Annotated in this window: 20 protein-coding genes; 8 read left to right on the top strand and 12 right to left on the bottom strand. The window is 63.2% G+C overall.

The window, feature by feature from the left end:
• Positions 1-13 precede the first annotated feature (13 nt).
• Together NCG91_RS19065 and NCG91_RS19060 are read left to right on the top strand one after the other, a co-directional pair.
• A complete protein-coding gene (locus NCG91_RS19065) occupies positions 14-1204 on the top strand; it encodes a DUF1501 domain-containing protein (protein WP_251350793.1) in 1191 nt (396 codons plus the stop codon).
• A gap of 89 nt (positions 1205-1293) precedes the next feature.
• Positions 1294-2454, top strand: a complete 1161-nt coding sequence (locus NCG91_RS19060; RefSeq protein ID WP_251350792.1) for an AI-2E family transporter — start codon at positions 1294-1296, stop codon at positions 2452-2454.
• Between the two features lie 106 nt (positions 2455-2560).
• Here NCG91_RS19060 and NCG91_RS19055 read toward each other — a convergent pair whose 3' ends face one another.
• Positions 2561-2785 carry a hypothetical protein gene (locus NCG91_RS19055; protein ID WP_010396348.1) on the bottom strand — a complete coding sequence of 75 codons (225 nt, stop codon included), beginning with the start codon at positions 2783-2785 and terminating at the stop codon, positions 2561-2563.
• A 141-nt stretch (positions 2786-2926) separates the two neighbouring features.
• Here NCG91_RS19055 and NCG91_RS19050 point away from each other — a divergent pair, with 141 nt between their 5' ends.
• From NCG91_RS19050 to NCG91_RS19040, 3 genes are read left to right on the top strand one after another with little or no spacing between them, the layout of a single operon-like run.
• Positions 2927-3685 (top strand): phosphatase PAP2 family protein, encoded by a 759-nt coding sequence (locus NCG91_RS19050; protein WP_251350791.1) that lies wholly within the window; start codon positions 2927-2929, stop codon positions 3683-3685.
• A 12-nt stretch (positions 3686-3697) separates the two neighbouring features.
• Complete coding sequence (locus tag NCG91_RS19045; RefSeq protein WP_251350954.1) at positions 3698-4606, top strand: diacylglycerol/lipid kinase family protein; 909 nt, start codon at positions 3698-3700, stop codon at positions 4604-4606.
• Positions 4607-4610: 4 nt separating this feature from the next.
• A complete protein-coding gene (locus NCG91_RS19040; protein WP_251350790.1) occupies positions 4611-5429 on the top strand; it encodes a metallophosphoesterase family protein in 819 nt (272 codons plus the stop codon).
• A gap of 139 nt (positions 5430-5568) precedes the next feature.
• On the opposite strand, the gene cls is transcribed toward NCG91_RS19040, so the two are convergent.
• Together cls and NCG91_RS19030 are read right to left on the bottom strand one after the other, a co-directional pair.
• On the bottom strand, positions 5569-6945 hold the full coding sequence (gene cls / locus NCG91_RS19035; protein ID WP_369811612.1) for a cardiolipin synthase: 1377 nt from the start codon (positions 6943-6945) through the stop codon (positions 5569-5571).
• Positions 6946-6956: 11 nt separating this feature from the next.
• The gene (locus NCG91_RS19030; RefSeq protein ID WP_251350788.1) at positions 6957-9068 is read right to left on the bottom strand and encodes a site-specific recombinase; all 2112 of its coding nucleotides are present in this window, start codon (positions 9066-9068) and stop codon (positions 6957-6959) included.
• 366 nt (positions 9069-9434) lie between these two features.
• On the opposite strand from NCG91_RS19030, the gene NCG91_RS19025 reads away from it, so the two are divergent.
• Positions 9435-10496 (top strand): porin, encoded by a 1062-nt coding sequence (locus tag NCG91_RS19025; protein ID WP_251350787.1) that lies wholly within the window; start codon positions 9435-9437, stop codon positions 10494-10496.
• Here the strand turns inward: NCG91_RS19025 and NCG91_RS19020 are convergent.
• From NCG91_RS19020 to NCG91_RS19010, 3 genes are all read right to left on the bottom strand, one after another.
• Positions 10484-11062, bottom strand: a complete 579-nt coding sequence (locus NCG91_RS19020; RefSeq protein WP_251350786.1) for a DUF3617 domain-containing protein — start codon at positions 11060-11062, stop codon at positions 10484-10486. The genes NCG91_RS19025 and NCG91_RS19020 overlap by 13 nt on opposite strands.
• 67 nt (positions 11063-11129) lie before the next feature.
• Complete coding sequence (locus tag NCG91_RS19015) at positions 11130-12677, bottom strand: TerC family protein (protein WP_251350785.1); 1548 nt, start codon at positions 12675-12677, stop codon at positions 11130-11132.
• 82 nt (positions 12678-12759) lie between these two features.
• Positions 12760-13035 carry a hypothetical protein gene (locus tag NCG91_RS19010; protein ID WP_251350784.1) on the bottom strand — a complete coding sequence of 92 codons (276 nt, stop codon included), beginning with the start codon at positions 13033-13035 and terminating at the stop codon, positions 12760-12762.
• Between the two features lie 282 nt (positions 13036-13317).
• Here NCG91_RS19010 and NCG91_RS19005 point away from each other — a divergent pair, with 282 nt between their 5' ends.
• Positions 13318-16161, top strand: a complete 2844-nt coding sequence (locus NCG91_RS19005; protein WP_251350783.1) for a M16 family metallopeptidase — start codon at positions 13318-13320, stop codon at positions 16159-16161.
• Between the two features lie 216 nt (positions 16162-16377).
• Here the strand turns inward: NCG91_RS19005 and NCG91_RS19000 are convergent, their stop codons facing one another.
• From NCG91_RS19000 to NCG91_RS18985, 4 genes are all read right to left on the bottom strand, one after another.
• Positions 16378-17016, bottom strand: a complete 639-nt coding sequence (locus tag NCG91_RS19000; RefSeq protein WP_099668175.1) for a YiaD family glycine zipper/OmpA-like lipoprotein — start codon at positions 17014-17016, stop codon at positions 16378-16380.
• A 214-nt stretch (positions 17017-17230) separates the two neighbouring features.
• The gene (locus tag NCG91_RS18995; RefSeq protein WP_010396376.1) at positions 17231-17377 is read right to left on the bottom strand and encodes a lmo0937 family membrane protein; all 147 of its coding nucleotides are present in this window, start codon (positions 17375-17377) and stop codon (positions 17231-17233) included.
• A 183-nt stretch (positions 17378-17560) separates the two neighbouring features.
• On the bottom strand, positions 17561-17803 hold the full coding sequence (locus NCG91_RS18990; protein ID WP_251350781.1) for a hypothetical protein: 243 nt from the start codon (positions 17801-17803) through the stop codon (positions 17561-17563).
• 164 nt (positions 17804-17967) lie between these two features.
• Positions 17968-18624 carry an outer membrane lipoprotein gene (locus tag NCG91_RS18985; protein WP_251350780.1) on the bottom strand — a complete coding sequence of 219 codons (657 nt, stop codon included), beginning with the start codon at positions 18622-18624 and terminating at the stop codon, positions 17968-17970.
• 186 nt (positions 18625-18810) lie between these two features.
• Here NCG91_RS18985 and NCG91_RS18980 point away from each other — a divergent pair, with 186 nt between their 5' ends.
• On the top strand, positions 18811-19587 hold the full coding sequence (locus tag NCG91_RS18980) for a Crp/Fnr family transcriptional regulator (protein WP_099664892.1): 777 nt from the start codon (positions 18811-18813) through the stop codon (positions 19585-19587).
• A 96-nt stretch (positions 19588-19683) separates the two neighbouring features.
• Here the strand turns inward: NCG91_RS18980 and NCG91_RS18975 are convergent, their stop codons facing one another.
• Together NCG91_RS18975 and NCG91_RS18970 are read right to left on the bottom strand one after the other, a co-directional pair.
• Entirely contained in the window at positions 19684-19902 is a 219-nt protein-coding gene (locus NCG91_RS18975; RefSeq protein ID WP_010396384.1) for a YMGG-like glycine zipper-containing protein, read from the bottom strand.
• Positions 19903-20079: 177 nt separating this feature from the next.
• Entirely contained in the window at positions 20080-22116 is a 2037-nt protein-coding gene (locus NCG91_RS18970) for an AsmA family protein (protein WP_251350779.1), read from the bottom strand.
• Between the last annotated feature and the right edge of the window lie 40 nt (positions 22117-22156).

The raw sequence follows: 22156 nt of genomic DNA, 5'->3' as shown, positions 1-22156 counted from the left end.
TCGGAGGATTGCCATGAATCGTCGTGACCTGTTGAAAGCCCTGGCCGCCGCACCCTTGTTCACCCACGCGGGCAGCCTGCTGGCCGCACCGGCCACGGATGCGAAGCTGCTGTTCGTCTTCCTGCGCGGCGGCTATGACGCGAATAACTTGCTGGTGCCGGTCGGCAGCGATTTTTACTACGCGGCGCGGCCGAATATCGCCATCGCGAAACCGGGCGAGGAAAACGGCGCGCTGGCCTTGACCGCCGACTGGGCCTTGCATCCGGCCTTGCGCGAGAGCATTTATCCCATGTTCACGGGCGGCGAGGCGGCCTTCATCCCGTTCGCGGGCACGACGGATTTGACGCGCAGCCATTTCGAAACGCAGGATACCATCGAGCTGGGACAAGAGATCAACACGCGGCGCGACTTCCGTTCGGGTTTCCTGAACCGCCTCGTGCAGACCTTGAATGGCAGCAAGGCCGGCCCCGCCATCGCTTTCACCGACCAGCTGCCGCTGATCTTCCAGGGCGGCGTGCAAGTGCCGAACATGGCGCTGCGCTCCGTGGGCAAGTCTGGCATTGATGCGCGTCAAAGCCAGATTATCGCCGCCATGTACCGGGGCACGCCCTTGCAGCAACCCGTCAGCGCGGGCTTTGTCGTGCGCGACGACGTGACGAAGGAATTGACGGGGGAAATGCAGGCGGCCAACCGCAACGCCATCAGTACCAAGGGCTTTGAACTGGAAGCGCAGCGCATCGCCCGTTTGATGAAGGACAAGTACAACCTCGGCTTCGTCGACGTGGGCGGCTGGGATACGCACGTGGGGCAGGGCGGCGCCAGCGGCTATCTGGCGGGGCGCTTCGATGAACTGGGGCGGGGACTGGCCGCGTTTTCGCAGGAAATGGGCAGCGCCTGGCGCAATACCGTCGTCGTCGTCGTCAGCGAATTTGGCCGCACCTTCCGCGAAAACGGCAACCGCGGCACGGATCACGGCCACGGCAGCGTGTTCTGGGTGCTGGGCGGCGGGATCAAGGGCAAGCAGGTGGCGGGCGAGCAAGTGGCGATTGCGCAGGCAAACCTGTTCCAGAACCGCGACATGCCCGTGCTGAATGAATACCGGGCCGTGCTGGGCGGCTTGCTGCGCCGCACCTTCGGCTTGACGCCGGCGCAACTCGACCACGTGTTTGCCGGCGTGAAACCGGCGGAGCTGGGCCTCGTGTAAATCGGCGAATCTCCGTGTTACGCTACGCCTGCGCAACTGGCGCATAGCGAATACTGGCGGCCCATGGCGCCGGGCACGAATGGAGCAGCATGAACGATACCCAGCGCGACATTGTCAGCGCAGGCTTTTCCCTGGCCCTAATCGCCGTGACGGCCTTCGTCATGCAGCGTTTCTTTTTGCCGCTCGTGTGGGCCGGCATCCTGTGCGTGGCCACCTGGCCTTTGTATGTGCGCGTGCGCGCGGCGCTGGGCCAGCGCACCATCGTCGCGGCAGCCGTGCTGACCCTGGCGTTTGCCTGCATCTTCATCATTCCCGTGCTGTTCGGCGTGGCGCAGGCGGCGCGCGAAGTGCCCGTGCTGGCCAATTTCGTCGTGCATGCGAATGCCGACGGCTTGCCCGTGCCGGACTGGGTGGCGCATGTCCCGCTGGCCGGCAGCGCCATCGGCGACTGGTGGCAAGCCACCCTGAGCCAGCCCCATGGCCTGGGCCACTTCTTTGCGGGCAGCGCCGTGGGCGGCTTTCATTCCGCGCGCGACATGCTCAAGGTGCTGGGCGCGGACGTGTTCCACCGCCTGGTCGACTTTGGCCTGGCGTTTTTATGCCTGTTTTTCTTTTACAAGGATGGTGAAGCGCTGACGCGCCAGATCACGGCCGTCGGCAGCCATTTTTTGCGTCCCGAACGGTGGGGCCGCTATGCGCAAAAGATCCCCACGGCCATCCGCGCCACCGTCAACGGCCTGGTGCTGGTGGGCCTGGCAGAAGGCGTGCTGATCGGTATCGCCTATGCCATCGCCGGCTTGCCGTCACCGGCCCTGTGGGCGTTTGCCACGGGCATCCTGGCCATCATCCCGTTTGGCGCGCCGCTCGCATATGGATGCGCGGCCGCCCTGCTGGTGTTCCAGGGCAATGTGGGCGCCGCCATCGGCGTGGCCGCCTGGGGCACCGTGGTGCTGTTTGTTGCCGACCACTTCGTGCGCCCCGGCATGATCGGCAACGCCACCCGCTTGCCCTTCCTGGCCGTGCTGTTCGGCATTCTGGGGGGCGTGGAAACCCTGGGCCTCGTGGGCTTGTTCATCGGCCCTGTCGTGATGGTGCTGTTTGTTACCTTGTGGTACGAAGCGAATGCGACTGACCGCGTACCGCCGGCCACCATGCCTTCCAGCACAGCTGCCGATGCAGGTGCCGACGCACTTGCCGGTACAGCTGCCGAAACACCTGCCAGCCCGGCCGCGCTGGAACGCACACAGTAGTGAGGGGTCGGTCAGCGTGCCGCTGGCCGGTACTGAGGCGTTCCCGGCGTGGCCGGACGGAGCTGACTTGATAACAGGGTGCGAACACCTTGTTTTAAAGTCATTCTTAATGTGCCTTGGATAGAATAAGCAACCAACGGCGCATCAGCAGCACTTCAACATAGCCCGGCTCGATGCCCGTACCGCACTCGATCAAGGGATTGACGGTGTAGTAGCGCTTGCGGAAGTCGCGGCAGACGAGGATTTCGCGCTTGCCCATGCGGACGAGGAAAGAGCTTGGGGCGTATTCCAGGCCGAACCGTGAGCCAAAACCGCTATTCAATGTTGCCATGACAATTCCTTTGAGGGAGATGTGTTGAACGAGTCATCAGAATAGCATAAGTACTGTATGAATACACAGCTACTGTATGAATAAACAGTATTTTTTTACTGGTGTGGTTTTTTTGATCAGTACCAGGGATATGAAAGAGAGATGAGTTTGCAAGAGAAAAATGACATGGGCATGACCACGGGCTGGACCACGAAACTGCGCCGCTTCGTCGAGGCGCGCCTGTCGCCCGAAGGCGAACTGGGCCTGCATATGACGGTGGGCGTGGCCCTGATGCTCGTCGCCATCGTGGTCTTCCATGAGATCGCCGAAGCCGTCATGGGCATGCAGCAAATTACCGTGATCGACTTGCAGGTGGCGCAGTGGTTCAACCAGCATGCCGTGCCGTGGATCACCAGCTGCCTGCTGGTCGTCACGCATATGCACGGCGTGATCGGCGCCATCACCCTGGCCGTCTTGCTGGGCTGGTATCTGCACCGCAAGGGCGCCAGTTACTGGCTGTTTACCCTGGTCATTACCATGCCGGGCGTCATGTTTTTGAACCTGCTGCTAAAGTACATTTTTGTGCGCGCGCGGCCCAGCTTTGACGAGCCCATCCTGCAGACGGCCCTGAGCACGTACAGCTTTCCCAGTGGCCATACGGCCACCTCGACGGCCCTGTACGGCTTGCTGGCCGCCTACCTGATTTGCCAGACGGCGCCGGGTGCGTGGGGCAAGCGCATCGCCATCGCGCTGGGCGCCTTCCTGATGGCCTCACTCGTGGGCTTCAGCCGCATTTACCTGGGCGCGCATTACCTGAGCGATGTGCTGGCGGCCATGGCGGAAAGCTATGGCTGGCTGGCCATCTGCATCGCCGGCGTGTCGACCCTGCGCCGCCGCCGGCATATCCGGCAAACCAGATAAGGGGAAACCATCCTGAGCAAGATTGCAGTCATCATCAATGCGGGCGCCGGTTGCGGCTATGCGCCCGACTGGGCGCAGCAGCTCGAAGCGAAATTCGCCGCCGTGGGGCTCGACGCCGCCATCACCCTGGCCGCCAGCGGCGCCGACATGATCGCCACGGCCGGGCAGGCGCTGCGCGATGGCGCGCCCATCGTCGTGGCCGGTGGCGGCGACGGCACCATCAATGCTGTCGCGTCCGTCGTCGTCGGCAGCGGCACGCCGTTTGGCGTCTTGCCGCTGGGTACCCTGAACCATTTCGCCAAGGATTTGAACATTCCGCTCGAACTCGATGCGGCGATCACCAACGTGGCGCAGGGCGTGCCACACCAGGTCGACGTGGGCGAAGTCAATGGCCGCATCTTCCTGAACAATTCCAGCCTGGGCCTGTATCCCGACATCGTGCGCGACCGCGAAAAGCAGCAGCGCCGGCTGGGAAGGGGCAAATGGCTGGCGTTCAGCTGGGCGCTGGTGGCCGCCTTGCGCCGCTATCCCTTCCTCAGCGTCCAATTGAAACTCAAGGACGCCGTGCATGCGCGGCGCACGCCGTTTGTCTTTATCGGTAACAATGATTACCTGATGGAAGGCTTGAATATCGGCGAGCGCGAACGGCTCGATGGCGGCCAGCTGAGCCTGTACGTGGCGCAGCGTCCGGGCCGCCTGGGATTGCTGAAGCTGGCCTTGCATGCGTTGTTCGGCAAGTTGTCGCAGGCCAAGGACTTCGACGTGCTGACGGCGACCGACCTGGAAATCGCCACGAAGCACCGGCGCCTGCGCGTGGCCACGGATGGCGAAGTGACCGTCATGAATACGCCGCTGCAGTACCGCATCCGCCCCGCCGCGCTGACGGTGCTGGTGCCTGCGCCGGCATCGTCCGGGGAGTAAGGCCATGCGTACCATCGTGCATTTGTCCGACTTGCATTTTGGCAAGGTCGACGCGGACTTGCTGGCGCCCTTGCGCGCGCTCGTCGAGCGCCTGGAACCGGATGTGGTGGTGGTGTCGGGCGATTTGACGCAACGGGCCCGCAGCGCCCAGTTCCAGCAAGCGCGGCAGTTTCTCGACAGCTTGCCGGGGCCGCAGATCGTGGTGCCGGGCAACCATGACGTGCCGCTCTACAACGTCTTTTCCCGCTTCCTGACGCCGCTGGTGAAATACCGGCGCCATGTGACGGACGATTTGTCGCCCGAATATGTGGACGAGGAAATCGCCGTGCTGGGCATCAATACGGCCCGCTCGCTGACCTTCAAGGATGGCCGCATCAGCCACGAGCAGATCGATTTCCTGCGCGAACGCCTGGGCCATTTGCCGCCCGGTTTGACGCGCATCATCGTCACGCATCATCCATTTGACTTGCCCGAGCACTTCGACGACGATGATCTGGTCGACCGTGCGCCGCTGGCGCTGCAAATGTTTTCCGAATGCGGCGTGGATCTATTGCTGGCCGGGCACTTGCACGCCAGCGTGGCGGGCAACACGGCCGAGCGCTACAAGATCGCCGGCTACGCTGCCCTGATGGTGCAGGCGGGCACGGCCACGTCCACGCGAGGCAGGGGCGAATCGAATTCCTTCAACGTGCTGCGCGTGGAAAACAGTTGTATTCGCGTCGAGCGCTACAGCTGGAATGAAGACAGCGCCGACTTTGAAAAAGTCAGCACGGAAGCGTTCGCGCGCCAGGGCGGCGTGTGGGCCAGCTTGCGGCCGCTGTAGCCAGAATTAATGGGGTAGGCGGCAACCGGCATCAGGAGTGGCCGGCAAAATGGCCAGGGCTAGGCGCGTTGCCGAAGACAGTACGAATAGTACGGCGAGGCAATGCAACAACGCCCTGGACTTTTTGATGGCTACTCCGCTACAGCCAGTAATTCATGAAGCGGGCCGCCCACTCCTTCATGCGGTCGGCAATCGGCCGGGTTTCCCATTTCGCCCTGGTGATCTCTTCCGAGTCGCGCAAGTCTTCCTGGAAGGCGTTTTCCATTTCGCGGCCGAAGCTGTCGCCCAGCACGATCACGTTCAGTTCGCTGTTATGCAGGAAGCTGCGCATGTCGATGTTGGTCGAGCCGACCGTCGACCAGGCGCCGTCGATGACGGCCGTCTTGGCGTGCAGCACGGCCAGTTTCAAGTGGAAGATGCGGATGCCGCCGGCCAGCAGCTTGTCGTACAGCGCGTGTCCCGCATGGAACACGAGGCCGCTGTCGGACACGCCGGGCAGCACCACCGTCACGTCCACGCCCCGTTTCGCGGCAGCCACCAGCGCGTCGACCGTCTGCTGGTCGGGCACGAAATAGGCGGACGTGATGTGGATGGATTTTTTTGCTTCCTGGATGGCCAGGATATACGCCTTGTAGATTTCGAAGCCGCCGTCCGGCTCGCTGGCCACGACGCGCACCAGCTTGTCGCCCACTTCCGACAGGGTGGGGAAGTAATTCGCGTCCGGCAAGTCGGCCTGGTCTTGCTGGGCCCAGGTGCGGATGAACAGCCACTGGAAGGCGGCCACGGCCGGGCCTTCCACTTTCACGTGGGTATCGCGCCAGCCCACGTCGCTCTTGTCGGCGGACTTGTTCTTGGAGCGGAACAGCGAGCTTTTCGCATAGGTGTCGCTGATGTTGACGCCGCCCGTAAACGCCGTCTTGCCGTCGACGATCAGCACCTTGCGGTGGTCGCGGTTGTTGATCTTCCAGTCGTCGCCCTTGAGCTTGGCGGGATTGACGGGGTTGAAGGCCACCAGGTGCACGCCGGCCGCGCGCATGCGCTCGAAGAACGCCTGCGGCACGCCGAGGGTGCCCACGCTGTCGTAGATGACGTTGACCGTCACGCCCGCCTGCTGCTTTTCGATGAGCATGTCGGCAAACTTCAGGCCCAGCGGGTCCTGGTCGAAGATATACGTTTCCAGGTTGATGCTGTTCTTCGCTTCGCTGATGGCCTGGAACATGGCTTCCATCGTTTGCGGGCCGTCAAACAGCAGGGTCACCTTGTTGCCCTTGATCAAAGGCACGCCCGTGGCCGCCTCTTCCAGCGCGGCCTGGGCTTTCAAGTCCATGCCGGACTTCGCCCAGCGCTTGTTGAGCAGGGCGGCGCGGCTGTTGACGTTCAGCACGGCCCCCTTGCCCGTGATGACCTTGGGCTTGGCCACCGGTTCCAGGGTGGTGTTGAGGTTCTTGACATTGGGCAGCGAGGCGCATGCAGCCAGGGTCCAGCACAGCAGTAGGGCGGTGAGGCAGGGTTGCATGCGCCTGGCGGTCATTTTTGAGCCTTGGTCGTGGGTGACAGGTTTGCCGAGTCATCGGCCAATGCCAAAGGTGGCGGGTTTTTCGAGCCGAAGAAGAAGACGATGGGCGAGCGCAGGAAGCGCTTGCCCAGGATCTTCAGCAATTGCATGCCGTGCTTGAAGCGCACCTGGCGCGAACGCAGGGCCACCCACAGGGCCAGGCCGAAGCTCACCAGCAGGTTGGCCGTGCCGATGGCGAAGATGCCCGACAGCGACTTGACGGCCAGTTGCCAGCTCATGTTGTGGTCCAGGCCCACCAGCGCCGTGGCGAAGTTGGCGGCCGAGAAGGTGATGTGGCGGATATCGATCGGCAAGCCGATCAGGAAACCCAGGGTGCCGATGGAACCGAGCAGGATACCGAAATAGAAGTTACCCATCAGGCCGCCCAGGTTGTTTTCCAGGTACAAACCCAGCCGTTGCAGGCGTTCCTGGCCGATAACGCGGCCCAGGCCGCGCAATTGCGCGATGCGCTGCGCCCAGCGCGTGTACAGGGCCTGGTTGTCGTAGTAGCCGGAAATCAGGCCGGCGACGAACAGGCACACGCCGGCGATCATGGCGTAAAAGATGGCGGGGCTGCCGATGGGGTCGATATCGTGCAGCAAGCGCATGGCCTTCTCGGGCGTCACCAGGTTGTGCCCGGTGATCGCCTTGTAGCCGAGCGCGATCAGCCACGCCGTGGGGATGGCCGTGGCCAGGTTGCCCAGCACGGCCATGTTTTGCGTGCGGAACACCTTGTTGATCAATTCCGCCATGCTGTCGAGGTCGATATTCCGCCCATCCTTGCTGTGCAGGCCGGCGGCGATGCGCGATGCCGTCATGGCCGGCTGCTTGGTGGCCACCGTGAAATGCAGCAAGTGGATGAACATGAAGCCGATCGAGTAATTCATGCTGAACATGAACGCTTCGACCAGCGGCGCCGAGCGCAGGTAGGACATCAATATCTTGAACAGGGCCATGAAGCCGATGATCACGCCCGCGCCCGCGGACGAGAGGAACATGGCGCCCATCTCGCGGCGGTTTTCCGCGATGTAATGCTCGCCCGTGCGGCTGGCGTTTTCCGTCACATTGCGTGCAAGCAAGTTGATATTGTCGGAAAACAGGTCGCTGACCTTGTATTTGTGGTTATGCGCGCGTATCAGTTCCAGCGCCAGCCCGACGGCGCCCGCGCGGCGGCGGCTGACGGGTTGCGGGTGCAGCAAGTCTTGCGTGGCGTCCACCGTGATGGCGGCGATGTCCACGTTGTTCGAGGCCGGCAATTCGCCGCTCGTGTCGACGAGGAACAGCAGCTTGCGCAAGCGCTCGATGCTTTGCGCCAGCGCCACCAATAAATACGTAAGGGGAATGCTGGTGCCCTGGTACAGCGCCTTCTTGCGGATCTTGGCGATGACGGCGTCGCACTGGTCCAGCATCACCAGCAAATGGCGCGCATCTTCGATGTGCTCGAGATCGCCGTGCAGCAGATTCGTGTAGGCGTCCAGGTAGGCGTTCACTTCCGTGTTCTGCACCATGAATGGCGACTGGAACACTTCAATTTCGCTATGGAAACGCGTCAATTCCGGTTCCAGGCCCATGGCGCAGACGCGGTAGGACAGGGTGCGGATGGCGTCGAGCATGCCTGGCAACATGATATTGCCATCGCCGACGGCCAGTTCGATGTCGTCGCTCGTGAGCACGTCGAACAGTTCCAGCCAGTCCGTGGCGGGCACGTTGCTGATCCACAAATAATCGGTCTTCAGGTACAGCACCTGGTCGAGCGCGTCGTTCAGGTATTCGTCGCCGAGGGCGGGCGGCAGCATGCGGTAGGCGATGCGGCGTTTCAATTCCGTGAAAAAGCCGCTGTTCGACAGCACGCCGATATCGGTGTACAGGCTGGCGTGGCGGCGCGCGGCCAGCACGCGCAGCACGTATTCGTGCAGGGCGCGCGCTTGCGCGGGGTTACCTTTGAGAAGCTGGCGCAGGGTGCGCACGTTGGCAATCGCGGTAGCGCTGTCGTGGGGGCGCTTGGGACGCAGTGAGTTGAATAGTTCCACCAGCAAGTCGATATTGCTGGAGTTGGGGTCAATGCGTTCGAGGATAGCTAGCATGCAGAAAAAACGGGCGAGCCGCTGTCGGTAAAACCAGTAGTGTACCGCCTGCGTCAATTCTCGCAACGTTCGCCACCGAACATTGCTTTACGGCAGGGCCTGCATTTAACGCCATTTTGCCGCTAGTGCCTGAATCATGCTCACTCTTGCGTGTTGTCAGTACGCGACGTGGTTTCATGGCCTAAGCTGAAGTTTCTGTTGTACAACGCACGGATGGCTGGACAAAAAGCGAGGATAAGGTAACACTAAGATCAGACACACAGCGCATGTCCTGATCAATACCGGGAAGTTTCAATTCACGTTACCGAGATATTTATCATGCAGACCTCGTATTTTGCGCTTGCTGTGATAGGGATGGGGCCGTGGATGCTTTTTGCACCGGCCCAGGCTGCCGATGGCGCAGGCAGTGCCGCATCCACTAACGTTGCCGTGTACGGCGTGCTCGACGCAGGCATCGTGGCCGAGCGGGGCTGCGCCGCCAATTGCGCCAACACCAAGGTGTCCGGCGGCGTGGCGTCCGGCTCGCGCCTGGGCGTGCAGGGCCGCGAAGCGCTGGGCAATGACGTGTCCGCCGTATTTACCCTGGAAGCGGGCGTGCAGAACGACACGGGCCAGTCGGAAGAGGGCCGTTTGTTCGGCCGCCAGGCCTACGTGGGCCTCGACAGCCGCCTGGGCGCGCTGACCCTGGGGCGCCAGTACAATCCGCACTACCTGGCCCTGACCGACGTGGCCGACCCGTTCAAGGGCGGCATGGCCGGCAGCGCGAGCAATTTGGCCGGCTACAGCGTGAAACGCTACGACAATACCGTCAAGTACGTGACGCCCGCCTTGCGCGGCGTGACTGCCAGCGCCATCTACAGCTTTGGCGAGTCGCCGTACAGCAACGCCAGCAACCGCGCGTATGGCGCCACGCTCGGCTATTCGGCCGGCGCCGTGAATGTCAGCGTGTCGCACCAGCGCAAGAATAACCTCATCCTCGCTTCCGGCACCTTGCCCGCCATCGACATGTCGGCCCGCAACACCCTGATCGCGGCGAATGTCGACCTGAAAGTGGCCACCGTCTTTGCCGCCGTGGGCGTGAACAAGGGCTATGGCAGCTCGCCGTGGGACCCGAACAACGCCTACAGCGCGCTGGCCCTGTCGATGTCGTCGTCGGACAGCCGCGACACCTTGCTGGGCGTGTCCGTGCCCGTGGGCGGCTTCAAGCTGCTGGCGTCCTGGGTGCGCAAGGATGACCGCGACCTGGCCAACCGCGACGCCAGCCAGATGGCCGTCGGCCTCACGTATTCCCTGTCAAAGCGCAGCGATTTCTACGCGTCCTACGCGAAGATCCACAACAAGAACGGCGCCCGCTACACGGTGGGCAATGCCAGCGACAGCGGCCGCGGTGATGCTGCCTTCAACCTGGGCTTCCGTCAGGGCTTTTGAGCTGCCGTCGTGGCCGGGGCAGGGCAGCTGGCGCCCAGCCACTTGCCGCTGCTCGTCACGTTCACCTGTTCCGGCGCGCCGCGCGCGCTGGTCGTCACGGCCAGTTGCATGCTGAAAGCCTGGTCGCCCGTGAACATGACCTTGCCTTCGCCGCTCGATTTCGGGTTGGCGCAAGTGAACGATACCTGCATGCCGCCCGCGATGTCCGTATTCTTCGACTTGCAATCGCCGGGCTGGCCCGTGGGAATCTGCTTGCGCGCCGCCATGTCCGGCGTCACGCACGCCGTCACGCGCACGGCGCCGTCGGCGCCCACCGTGGGCATGGCCATGCCGCGGCTGGCCGCCATGCTTTCCAGCTGCTTGCGTTGATCGGGAGGAAGGTTGCCCAGTTGTTGCAGCACCATGGACATGGCGTTGTCGGTGGCGGCGTCCGGCGACGCCATCTTGCTGTCGACTTGCCACAGGCCCGGCTTGATGGTGGGCGATGGCGCGGCGGCCTGGGCGCCGGCGTGGCTGCCTAAGGCGGCGCAAGCCAGCAGGGTCAGGCGTAGCAGGGATTTTTTCATCGTGGGGTCTCCGGTATGGGCAGACCCCAGCATACGGCATGGCAAGCGGGGCACGCTTGCCATTGTGTTACAAACTGTGATCGGGCTCGATGCGGCGCACGTCCACGCAGGCGATGCGGCGCTCGTCGGCCTCGATGATTTCATAGCGTAAATCATCGAGTTCCAGCACTTCGCCCACGGCCGGCATGTTCTCGAAATGCGCCAGCAGGAAGCCGGCCAGCGAGTTGTATTCGCCATCTTCGCTGACCAGGGTTTCCGTCTCGAACACTTGCTCCAGGTAATGCAGGTCCGTCGCGCCATCGATGCGCCAGTGGCCGGGGCCCAGCACTTCCACGTCCGGCTGCTCGTCCTCGTCGGGGAATTCGCCGGCGATGGCTTCCAGAATGTCGATGGGCGTGAGCACGCCCTGCACGGTGCCGAACTCGTCGACCACCAGCACCAGCTGGCCGCGCGAGCGCTTTAACGTTTCCATGGCTTTCAGCACGCCGGCCGCTTCCGGCACGACGACGGCTTCGCGCATGCTGTCCGGGTCGATCTTGCCGCGCGAGACCAGGTCCTCGATCAGGTCCTTGCTGCGCGCGATGCCGACCACGTTGTCCAGGTCGTCATTGCAGACAGGAATCATGCTGTGCGGCGTTTCGCGCAGCAATTGCAGCATCTTTTCGCTGCTGTCGTTCAGGTTGACCCACGACACGTCGCCGCGCGGCGTCATGACGGAGCGGATCGAGCGTTCGGCCAGGGTCAGCACGCCGCTGACCATGTTGCGCTCTTCCACGCCGAAGGCGGAAACGTCGGGCAGTTCCTTGACTTCGTGCTCTTCCACGGCTTCGCGGCCCTTGCGTCCGCCCAGCAGGCTCAACACGGCCTGCGCCGTGCGGTCGCGCAGCGGGGCGTTCGACTGCAGCTTGAGGAAGTTGCGGCGCGCCAGCTGATTGAAGAATTCGATGACAATCGAGAAACCGATAGCGGCGTACAAATACCCTTTCGGAATGTGGAAGCCCAGGCCTTCGGCCACCAGCGACAGGCCGATCATCAGCAGGAAGCTCAGGCACAGCACGACGACGGTGGGGTGGGCGTTGACGAAGCGCGTCAGCACTTTCGACGCCAGCATCATGACGACGATGGAAATGACGACGGCCGCCATCATCACGTACAGGTTTTCCACCATGCCGACGGCCGTGATGACGGCGTCGAGCGAAAAGACGGCGTCGAGCACGACGATCTGCGCCACCACGAGGCCGAAGCCGGCGTAGACTTTCGGGCCCGTCTGGGCGTGCGTGACCCCTTCGAGGCGCTCGTGCAGCTCGCTGGTGGCCTTGAACAGCAGGAACAGGCCGCCGACGAGCAGGATCAGGTCGCGTCCCGAAAATGAGAATGTCAGTATGGAAAATAATGGCGTGGTCAGGGTGACCAGCCAGGAAATCAGCGAGAGCAGGCCCAGGCGCATGACGAGGGCCAGGGTCAGGCCCAGCACCCTGGCCTTGTCGCGCTGGTGCGGCGGCAATTTCTCGGCCAGGATGGCGATGAAAATCAGGTTGTCGATCCCCAGTACGATTTCCAGTACGACCAGCGTCAGCAGGCCGACCCAGATTGTCGGGTCAAATAACCATTCCATGTGTATAACCTTGTAAAGTCGATCAGTGTAAAGCGTGCCTGGTGGCTAAAGCCCCGGGCGCGTGGGTGCTGCATGCATGTCTTCAGGGGCGGACGCGCGGCGGCCGGGTGGCCAGCCGCACGTCCGCTTCGGCAAGTGCGCCCGGTCCCGCTTGCCAAATGATGGCGCAAAACGGCGCCCCCTGGCGCGAGCTCGGGTACAGCGTGATGGGGTCGTTGTCGCATTCTTCAGTATCGCAGCTGTCGCCAGGCAGGCCCGCATGGAGGCTGGCGTCAGCACAATCGATGCCGAAGGCGGGCGTGGCGGCAGCGCCGGCCGCGATTGCATGCTGGAATGGGGAAGGACTGGCGTAGGCCATGCTGGCGAACGCCTGGGGTAACGCGATGAAAACAAAAAGGCAGAGCAGGACGAGAGCTCGTCTCATATACAGGCAGATAGTTCTGGAACCAGGGAGTATAACACGGGCACATAACAGCTCGATGACAGGACTTGCGTAAGTGATAAGTATGCCGTAAATTGCGAGAGCAATGATTTCCCTGGGCAGCGAAGACGCAGCGCGGGTCCATGGCAATTCTTGCGTTTGCATTCCATGGCGCCGCTTGTGCGCTTGTCTAAAACGTAGTGTTACCAGGACTCTGCCTTGAAACCCATTACCGCCCTCCTGCTTGCCGCCGGCATTCTCTCGCCTTCGTTCATCCTTGCCGCCACCCCGGTGGAAGCGGCGCCGACCCAGAAAGCCGGCAAGGCTGCGCCCAGCCGCGCCGCCGTCAAAGTCACGTCCGTCGAAGGCATCACGGAATACCGCCTGGCCAATGGCTTGCGCGTGCTGCTGTTCCCCGACGCCAGCAAGCCCACTTTGACCACCAACATCGTTTACCTGGTCGGTTCGCGCCATGAAAACTATGGCGAAACGGGCATGGCCCACTTGCTCGAGCATTTGCTGTTCAAGCCCAGCGCCAATTTCGGCGTCAAGAAGGGAACCAAGACCCCCGTCGAGATCCTGAACTCGACGGGCGCCCAGTTCAACGGCACCACCTGGTACGACCGCACCAATTACTACGCCACCTTCCCCGCCAACGACGACAACCTGCGCCAGATGCTGGCCATGGAAGCGGACCGCATGGTGAACGCGGCCATCGACCAGAACGACCTGTGGAATCCGAAGACGCAGAAGGGCGAAATGACCGTCGTGCGCAACGAGTTCGAAATGGGCGAAAGCGACCCGATCGGCGTGACGAGCGAACGCATCCAGGCCGTCGCCTATGACTGGCACAACTATGGCAAGTCGACCATCGGCGCCCGTTCCGACATCGAGCAGGTGAACATTCCCCGCCTGCGCGCGTTTTACCATAAATATTATCAACCGGATAACGCCGTGCTGATGGTGGCGGGCCGCTTCGACGAAGCCAAGGTCTTGAAGCAGATCAATGAGCTATTCGGCAAGATCCCGAAACCGACGCGCGTGATCGAGCCGACCTACACGGCCGAACCCGTGCAGGATGGCGAGCGCGCCGTGACGGTGCGCCGCAGCGGCGGCACGCAGTTCGTCGGCGCCGGCTACCACGTGGCGCCGTCCGGCAACCCGGACGCCGTCGCCATCGAGGTGCTGGGCCACGTGCTGACGGACGCGCCGGCCGGCCGCCTGCACAAGGCGCTGGTGGAAAGCAAGCTGGCCAGCAAGATCGAATACAACTCCGTGAGCAACCTGGAGCCCGGTTACAACCTGTTCGGCGCGCTGGTGCCCGTCGATGGCAACCTTGATGCGGCGCAAGCTGCCATGCTGAAAGTGCTGGAAGACTTGAAATCGCAGCCGGTCACGGACGCGGAAGTGGCGCGCGTGAAACAGCAGCTGAACAAGCAGATCGAACTGGCCACCTCGAACACGGCGAGCCTGACGATCGCCCTGACGGAATCGCTGGCGGCCGGCGACTGGCGTTTGTTCTTCCTGCAGCGCGACCAGCTCGACAAGCTGACGACGGCGCAAGTGCAGGCGGCGGCCGAGAAATACCTGAAGAGCTCGAACCGCACCCTGGGCCGTTTCATCCCGACCGATGCGCCGGACCGCACCGTCGTGCCGGCCTACGCCGATGTGGCGCCGCAACTGGCCGGCTACACGGGTCGCGCCGTCGTGGCGCAGGGCGAAGCGTTCGATCCCAGCCCAGACAATATCGAAGCGCGCACCACGCGCTTCACCTTGCCGAACGGCTTGAAGGGCGCCTTGCTGCCGAAGAAAACCAAGGGCAGTACGGTCAGCGTCGTGTTGAAGCTGCGGATCGGCAGCGAAGAGAGCTTGCGCGGCAAGGGGCAAGTGGGCAGCTACACGGCGAATCTGTTGTCGCGCGGCACGGAGAAACTGTCGCGCCAGGAAGTGAAGGATAAGTTCGACCAGCTGGGCATGCAGGTCGCCATCACGGGCGGCGCCGAGGGCGTCACCGCCATGCTGACAGGCAAGCGCGAAAACTTGCCTGCTGCCATGGACTTGCTGGCGCAAGTGCTGCAAAAGCCGGCCTTGAACGAGACGGAATTCCTGGAATTGCAGCGCGAGCGCGTCGGCCGCGCGGAGCAGGAATTGCCTGAACCGCAACCGCTGGCCGTGAACGCCTTCCGCCGCCTGCTCGACGCCACGCCGGAAGGCCATGTGCGCCACGTGGCCACCTTGCCGGCCGAGCTGGCGCAATGGAAAGCCATCCAGGTGGCCGACGTGAAAGCCTTCCATGGCGCCTACTATGGCGCGTCGAACGCGACTTTCGCTGCCGTGGGCGACTTCGACCCGGCCGCGCTGAAGGCGCAAGTGGCCAGCCTGTACGGCAGCTGGAAGGCGCAGCAGCCGTATGTGCGCATTCTTGACACCGTCAAGCCCGTCAGCGGCGAGAAAGTCAAATTGGAAACGCCGGACAAGGCGAACAGCGTGCTGTTCGCCATCCAGCCTATTCCCCTCAAGGATGACGCCGCCAGCTATCCCGCCTTGCTGATCGCCAATCACATGCTCGGCGGCGGCGCCTTGCGCAGCCGCCTGGCCGACCGCATCCGCCAGAAGGAAGGCCTGTCGTACGGCGTCGGCTCGCAAGTGAGCATTCCATCGCGCGAACCGGCCGGTTACTGGATGGCGTATGCCATCAGTGCGCCGCAAAACACGGTCAAGGTGGAAGCGGCCCTGCGCGAGGAAATCGCCAAGGTGCTGGCCGACGGTTTCACGCAAGACGAATTGACGGAAGCGAAAAAGGGCTGGCTGCAATCGGAAGAAGTGGAGCGCACGCAGGATGCGGGCCTGGCGCGCGAACTGGCCGGCTATCTGGCGCAAGACCGTACCATGGCGTACAACAAGGACCTGGAAGCCAAAGTGGCCGCCTTGACCCTGGCGCAAGTGAACCAAGGCTTGCGCGACTACCTGAAGCCTTCGGCCGTGTCGATCGTGACGGCGGGCGACTTCGCCAAGGTGGCGAAAGAGGGTGAAAGCGGCGCCAAGGCAACGACGTCGAAATAAGCTGCTTCAAAATAAGCTGCTTTAAATGGAAAAAACCCGTTGGCAAGTGACCTTGCCAGCGGGTTTTTTTACGATCTTGATTTTGATGTCAACATCCCGACACCGAACAAAACCGTAGCGAGCGGAAGGGAGAGGTGGCCGAGAAGCGCAACCGTACTAAAGTACGGTGAGCATCGCAAGCCGCCTATACCGACGCGCAGTAGGTTTGGTTCGGTGTTACCCCCGTGGAGCCATTTCGGCTACGTAGATTTCCACGCGGCGATTGCGTGCGCGTCCCGAGGCATCCGCATTCGAAGCGATCGGCTCGCGGGCGCCGCGGCCTTCCGTGACGACGCGGGTCGGCGAAACGCCGCGCATGGACAGGTAGTCGCGCGTGTGGGCCGCGCGTTCCACCGACAGCGGTTCATTGATGGAATCGCTGCCCGTGCTGTCCGTATGGCCGATGATGCTGACCGTCGTGTTCGGGTTTTCATTCAGGGTGGCGGCGAAGCGGTCGAGAATCGGGCGGAAGTTGCCCTTGATGTCGGCGCGGTTGGTGTCGAAGGAAATATCGCTTGGAATTTCCATTTTCAGGCGGTTATCGGCCGTTTGCGACACTTGCACACCAGTACCCTGTGTCGCCTGTTCCATCGCGCGCTTCTGGTTTTCCATGCGGTTCGACCAGATATTGCCGACCACGGCGCCAGCCGCCGCACCCAGCAGGGCGCCGCCGGCCGTGCGGCCGCTGCTGCCGCCACCGGTGGTGCCGCCGATCAAGGCGCCCAGGCCCGCGCCGATGCCGGCGCCCGTGGCCGTGCCACGTTGCGTCGAGGACATGTCCGCGCAGCCGGTGGCGGCCAATGCGATCACCAGCATGCCGATCAGGGATTTGGCGCCAGGGCCTTTTTTGAATGTTTCTTTCATGGATTTTCTCCTTGTTTTGTTATGGGGACATACCCAGGACTACCTGTACACGTTACTGCAAAACGACGCCGCTTGCCAGTGCGCGCACATCGTGCGAAAAATACGGCAAAAGGCGGCGCCCGTTTGCACGCGCGCCGCTCTTGTCAGACCCGGCTAAGGGCCTGGGCTATAAGCCGCGCCCGCTGATCAGGCGCAGCAGCACCATGATCACGGCGACCACCAGCAGGATGTGGATGAAGCCGCCAATGGTATAGGAAGTTACCAGGCCCAGCAGCCAAAGAATGATGAGTACGACGGCGATTGTATACAGCATGATGTGTCCTCCGAGAGTAATGTGTGGATGACGGCGACTGCTGTGGCCTTGCAGGCGCTGGCGCGTGGCGCCGTCATCGGTTCTTGTCATTGCGCGGCGACCGGGTCGCTGAACGCTGATGCCATGACTAAGTGTCTACTTTGTTTCCCTTGCGTTCTGTACGCTGTCGTACACAAGGCTCAACTATCGGGGGCGGTCCGCGTGTTCATCGGCCATGTCCGGCACCCACGCCAGCATGCCGGCCATGCCGACTGCGCCAGCCAGGCAGCTGACCATGCCGCCCGTGAGCAGCAGCATGACGCCGAATACGGGGCTGCCCGCCGGCGGCGCCAGGTCCAGCGCGCAAAAGCCCAGCGCGGTGGCCAGCAAGCCGCCGCCAATAAAGCCCAGCCAGATCCTGTTGCTGCCTGTCTTGTCGTCTTCCATGGCGTCTCCTTTGACATTCCGTTGAACTTTCCTGAATGCATCATCTCGCGGGACTGCAAGCTCATCTGTACGCCAGCGAACATTGCTAAAAAGAAAACGCCCGGACAAGCCGGGCGTGTGTTTAATTTGCAACTAATCGCGGCAGCGGCGCCGCCGCGGTTCGCTTAGCCCATGGCGCGCAAGCCGCCGTTGACGACGCGCACGCGGTCGCCCTGGCGCCAGTTCGGCGCGGCGCTCTGGTGCACGGTGCGTGTCTTGCCGTTATCGAGGCGCACGACGATGTTGTAGCTGCGCGTGGCGCGCACGCTGCCTTCGATCTGGTTGCCGGCCACGGCGCCGCCGACGGCGCCCAGCACGGTGGCCAATTGCCTGCCGTGGCCGCCGCCCACCTGGTTGCCCAGCAAGCCGCCGACGACGGCGCCGCCGGCCGCACCCACGCCGCTGCCTTCGGCGCGCGTATTGACTTCATGGATGGCTTCGATCACGCCGCAATTGGCGCACACCTGCGGCGCCGGGGCGGCCGCGTATTGCGGCTGCGGCTGCGGCTGGCGCACGGGTTGCTGCTGTGGTTGCTGTGGCTGCTGCTGCGGTGGCAGGGCGGCCAGCGGCAAGGCGCCGGCAGGCTGCAGGTTCGCTGGCGGCTGGTTCGCCTGCAGGTTGGCCATTTGCTCGGCCGAGGTGCTGGCCGCCAGCGGCTGGGTGTCGCCCTGGGAGGAGGGCAGCCAGCCCATCAGGGCAGCCGTGCCCACGCCGCAAAACAGCAGGACGGCGACGGCGGCGGCAAGCACCAGCGGATGGAGGGATTTGGTGGTGGTAGTCATGGAAGGCTCCTTGGTTTTTTTAAAATAGTAAAAAGGGTAGTGCGTGTTCTGCGTGTTATGTGCGTCTGTTGCCAGTGTGCTGTGCCGCTTGCTCTGCTTCCGTGCGTCACCGTACATACAGGGCCGGTACTGCACCGTAGGCTAGGTAAAAATTATGTCGAGTTGTAACGACACCGAGGAAAAGCAATGCCACCAACGACTGCCAGCATGACCCTGCCCCGCGATGCAGGCCGATCCGGCCTGGGTTCGCCCGTGGGTGCGCCAGACGCCGGCAACCGCTTGCTGGCCAGCTTGCCCGAGCACGACTTGCGGCACCTGACGGCGCTGTTCGATACCGTCACGGTCGAGGTGGGCGAGGTGCTGTACGAACCGGGCCAGCCTATCGGCCACATCTATTTCCCCGGCGATTGCCTGATCTCGCTGCTGGCCGTGGCGGAAGGGCGGATGACCCTGGAAGTGGGTTCCGTCGGCCGCGAAGGCGTGCTGGGCGCGTCCGTCGCGCTCGGTCATGACCTGGCGCAAGTGCGTGCCGTGGTGCAACGTTCCGGTACGGCCAGCCGCATCGCGCGCGCGGAGTTCTGCGCCGAGTTCGCCCAGCTCGAATCCCTGCAGCGTTTGCTGTACCGCTACACGGACACCTTGCTGGCGCAAGCCATCCAGATTGCCGTGTGCAGCCGCTTCCACGTGCTCGAGGCGCGCCTGGCCCGTTCGCTGCTGATCACGCGCGACCGCCTGCAGTCGGAAAAATTTCACCTCACGCATGAATTCCTTGCCCACACCCTGGGCGTGCGGCGGGTCGGCGTGACCAAGGCGGCCAGCGCGCTGCAACAGCAAAAACTCATCACCTACAGCCGCGGCAATATCGAGATCCTCGATTCGGCGGGCCTGGAAGCCGTTTCCTGCCGCTGCTACGAGCTGGTCAAGGATAGCGGCGCCATCGGCATGGCCAACGTCTTCGTCTAATTTCCTCAGAATAACTTTTCAATTTCATCAACGGAAGCCGGACGCAAAAAAGCGGGGCGGGCGCCTGGGCACCCACCCCGCTTTTTCGATCAACGATTACTTCGGCTTGACCTGGTTGCCGATCACGCCGCCGACGGCGGCGCCGCCGACTGCGCCGACAGCGCTGCCGCCCGTCAGCACGGAGCCGGCAACGGCGCCGATGCCGGCGCCGATGGCCGTGTTTTTATCCTGGCCGGACATGTTGGCGCAAGCCGTCAGGCTCAGCAGCAGGGCGGCAACGGAAGTGGTGGCGGCGATTTTTTTAATGATTTGCATGATAGTTCTCCTATGAATTCGGACCTCGTGGCGCCGGCATGGTATGGGCCGGTGGGACTTCGTATCGCCACGTCTTGGGTGTTTCAGGCACGATCACAGAATAGATTTGCGGCAAGGCAGGGTCTGTTCGGCAACGCACATAGGGGTGTAACAATTGTAAAAGCACACATGCCGCGCTTAACGTGCCTTGCGCACGGTCTTGCCCGGCTTGGGCGCCACCGGTTTCACGCGCGCCTGGGCCAGCAAGGCCGCGCATTCGCTATCCTCGACGGGGCCGGTGTTGACCAGCGGCAGCAGCGCCGCCACGGGCGCCACCACGGCCAGCGCCAGCGCGCCGCCAGCGCGCAGGGCCAGCACGCCCTTGTCGACGCTCACGTCGGGCTTGCTGAAAGTGCCATGCACATACAGGGGCGAGCGCAGCGAAAAGATGCGCAAGCCCTTGCTGTCCGGCCGCAGGGTGAGGTCCAGCCGTTCATCGGCCAGGTTCACCGTGCCATCGATATTCAGGATGGCGTCATCCGTGTCGACGATGAACTGGCGCGTGCGCATCAGCCCCTTGGTGACGGCGAAGTCGGCCGCCATGCAGTTCAGCTTGACCTGCTTGTCGCCTGCCAGCTTGGCCAGCACGATACTGCCGATATTCAAGCCCATTTCTTCCAGTAACAGCTTGCTGATGCTGCCCCGGTTGATCAGCGCGCGCACTTCGCCGTTCGAGCTGCCCAGCAGGGTGGCGACGGAATTGCCCGTGGCCGACAGCGACGCATCGCCATTGATTTCGCCCACGCTCGCTTGCAGGGCCGGCAGGCGGGGGAACAGTTGCTGGATGTGCAGATGGCGGGCGCTGGCCTTGAGTTCGGCCGCGATGCCGTTGGCGATGACCTTGCCGCTGCCGTCGAGCTTGATCTGCGACGTCAGGGTGCCGCCCGCCACGTTGAAGTTGAGCGGCGTCAAAGACAGCACGCCGTCCGTCAGCACCACATGCGTGTCGAGTTTGCTGATCGGCAACTCGGCATCGCGCGTGATCTTGTCGGCCGTGTAGCGCACGTCGGCGTCCAGGCTGGTCCAGCGCTCCGTCTTGAAGGTTTCCACCGGCAAGACCCGGCCGGCCGGCTGCGTCGACGGCACGCCCCGTTCCTTCTTGCTGGCGCTGGAATCGGCGCCCACCAGCGGACCCAGGTCGGAAAATTGCAGCAGGCGCGAGTGGACTTCACCCGTCAGGCGCTTGCGCGGCGTGCTGGCGGAAAAGGCCAGCTTGCCGTTGATGTCGCTCGATCCCACCCTGCCGCTGAACTGGTCGTACACCCATTCGCCGCCGCGCGGCGCCAGGGTGCCCGTCAAATGGCCTTCCGTGCTGAAGTGCGGCGTTTCCGGCAGCAGCACGCCCGTCAACGGATACAGGCGCGCCATGCTGGGCCCGGATATTTTCAGGCGCACGTCGAGCGCGGCCAAGTCCGTCGGGCGGGTCAGTGTGCCTTCGATGGCCACGCTGCTGCCGCTGGCGCGCATGTCGGCCTGGATGGGGAAGGGCGTGCCTTGCCGCTGCAACGACAGCACGCCGCCCGCCTTGCCGCCGCCCTTGACGGTTTCGCCGCGGTAAGTGCCGGACAGCGTCCACGCGATGCCGTAGCGCGCATCGTCCGCGATGGTGTCGACATCGGCGCGCATCGCCGTCTTGCTGACGCCATCGTCCAGGGTCACGGTGCCCTTGCTGAAGACCACGCTTTGCAATTCCAGCTGCCATGGCGATGGCTGGTCCTGCTTGTCGAAGGTCCAGTTGTTCTTGCCATCCTTGCTGCGCAGCAAGCGCACCTGCGGCGTGTCGAAGCGCAATTGCGGGATGATGATTTTCTTGTCCAGCAGGGCCAGCGGATTGAGCGAGAACGCCAGCTGGCTCACGGTGGCCAGTTGCGCCTTCTCACCCGTGTCCGCCATGGCGTTCGGGTTGCCCAGGCGCACGTCCTTTGCCTGCAGGTGCGGCCAGGGCAGATAGTCGCGCCAGGTTTTTCGCTCCGCGGTGGCTGGCTGCTGCCACGTCAGCGCCAGGTCGCCCTCGATGGCAAACGGCCGCCCCAGCGCGTCGCTGGCGCGCGCATTGAGCCAGGGCTTGGCGCGGTTCCAGTCCATGTTCAACAGGACGACGGCGGCCGTGACGGGCAGGGCGATCAGCACGGCGGTACTGGCGAGGGCGATTTTTTGACGGCGGGAGAGCGGCATGAGCTGATTCTTTCTGGACAAGTAGTCAGATGCTACAGGA

Source organism: Janthinobacterium kumbetense (assembly GCF_023703445.1).
Taxonomy (GTDB): Bacteria; Pseudomonadota; Gammaproteobacteria; order Burkholderiales; family Burkholderiaceae_D; genus Janthinobacterium; species Janthinobacterium kumbetense.
This window is presented reverse-complemented; position numbering and strand designations above follow the sequence as displayed.

Excerpts from the sequence above, each read along its gene's own strand:
- NCG91_RS19065 (WP_251350793.1), top strand. The coding sequence starts at position 14 with ATGAATCGTCGTGACCTGTTGAAAGCCCTGGCCGCCGCACCCTTGTTC.
- NCG91_RS19060 (WP_251350792.1), top strand. The coding sequence starts at position 1,294 with ATGAACGATACCCAGCGCGACATTGTCAGCGCAGGCTTTTCCCTGGCC.
- NCG91_RS19055 (WP_010396348.1), bottom strand. The coding sequence starts at position 2,785 with ATGGCAACATTGAATAGCGGTTTTGGCTCACGGTTCGGCCTGGAATAC.
- NCG91_RS19050 (WP_251350791.1), top strand. The coding sequence starts at position 2,927 with ATGAGTTTGCAAGAGAAAAATGACATGGGCATGACCACGGGCTGGACC.
- NCG91_RS19040 (WP_251350790.1), top strand. The coding sequence starts at position 4,611 with ATGCGTACCATCGTGCATTTGTCCGACTTGCATTTTGGCAAGGTCGAC.
- cls (WP_369811612.1), bottom strand. The coding sequence starts at position 6,945 with ATGCAACCCTGCCTCACCGCCCTACTGCTGTGCTGGACCCTGGCTGCA.
- NCG91_RS19030 (WP_251350788.1), bottom strand. The coding sequence starts at position 9,068 with ATGCTAGCTATCCTCGAACGCATTGACCCCAACTCCAGCAATATCGAC.
- NCG91_RS19025 (WP_251350787.1), top strand. The coding sequence starts at position 9,435 with ATGCTTTTTGCACCGGCCCAGGCTGCCGATGGCGCAGGCAGTGCCGCA.
- NCG91_RS19020 (WP_251350786.1), bottom strand. The coding sequence starts at position 11,062 with ATGAAAAAATCCCTGCTACGCCTGACCCTGCTGGCTTGCGCCGCCTTA.
- NCG91_RS19015 (WP_251350785.1), bottom strand. The coding sequence starts at position 12,677 with ATGGAATGGTTATTTGACCCGACAATCTGGGTCGGCCTGCTGACGCTG.
- NCG91_RS19010 (WP_251350784.1), bottom strand. The coding sequence starts at position 13,035 with ATGGCCTACGCCAGTCCTTCCCCATTCCAGCATGCAATCGCGGCCGGC.
- NCG91_RS19000 (WP_099668175.1), bottom strand. The coding sequence starts at position 17,016 with ATGCTGGTGATCGCATTGGCCGCCACCGGCTGCGCGGACATGTCCTCG.
- NCG91_RS18995 (WP_010396376.1), bottom strand. The coding sequence starts at position 17,377 with ATGCTGTATACAATCGCCGTCGTACTCATCATTCTTTGGCTGCTGGGC.
- NCG91_RS18990 (WP_251350781.1), bottom strand. The coding sequence starts at position 17,803 with ATGGAAGACGACAAGACAGGCAGCAACAGGATCTGGCTGGGCTTTATT.
- NCG91_RS18985 (WP_251350780.1), bottom strand. The coding sequence starts at position 18,624 with ATGACTACCACCACCAAATCCCTCCATCCGCTGGTGCTTGCCGCCGCC.
- NCG91_RS18980 (WP_099664892.1), top strand. The coding sequence starts at position 18,811 with ATGCCACCAACGACTGCCAGCATGACCCTGCCCCGCGATGCAGGCCGA.
- NCG91_RS18975 (WP_010396384.1), bottom strand. The coding sequence starts at position 19,902 with ATGCAAATCATTAAAAAAATCGCCGCCACCACTTCCGTTGCCGCCCTG.
- NCG91_RS18970 (WP_251350779.1), bottom strand. The coding sequence starts at position 22,116 with ATGCCGCTCTCCCGCCGTCAAAAAATCGCCCTCGCCAGTACCGCCGTG.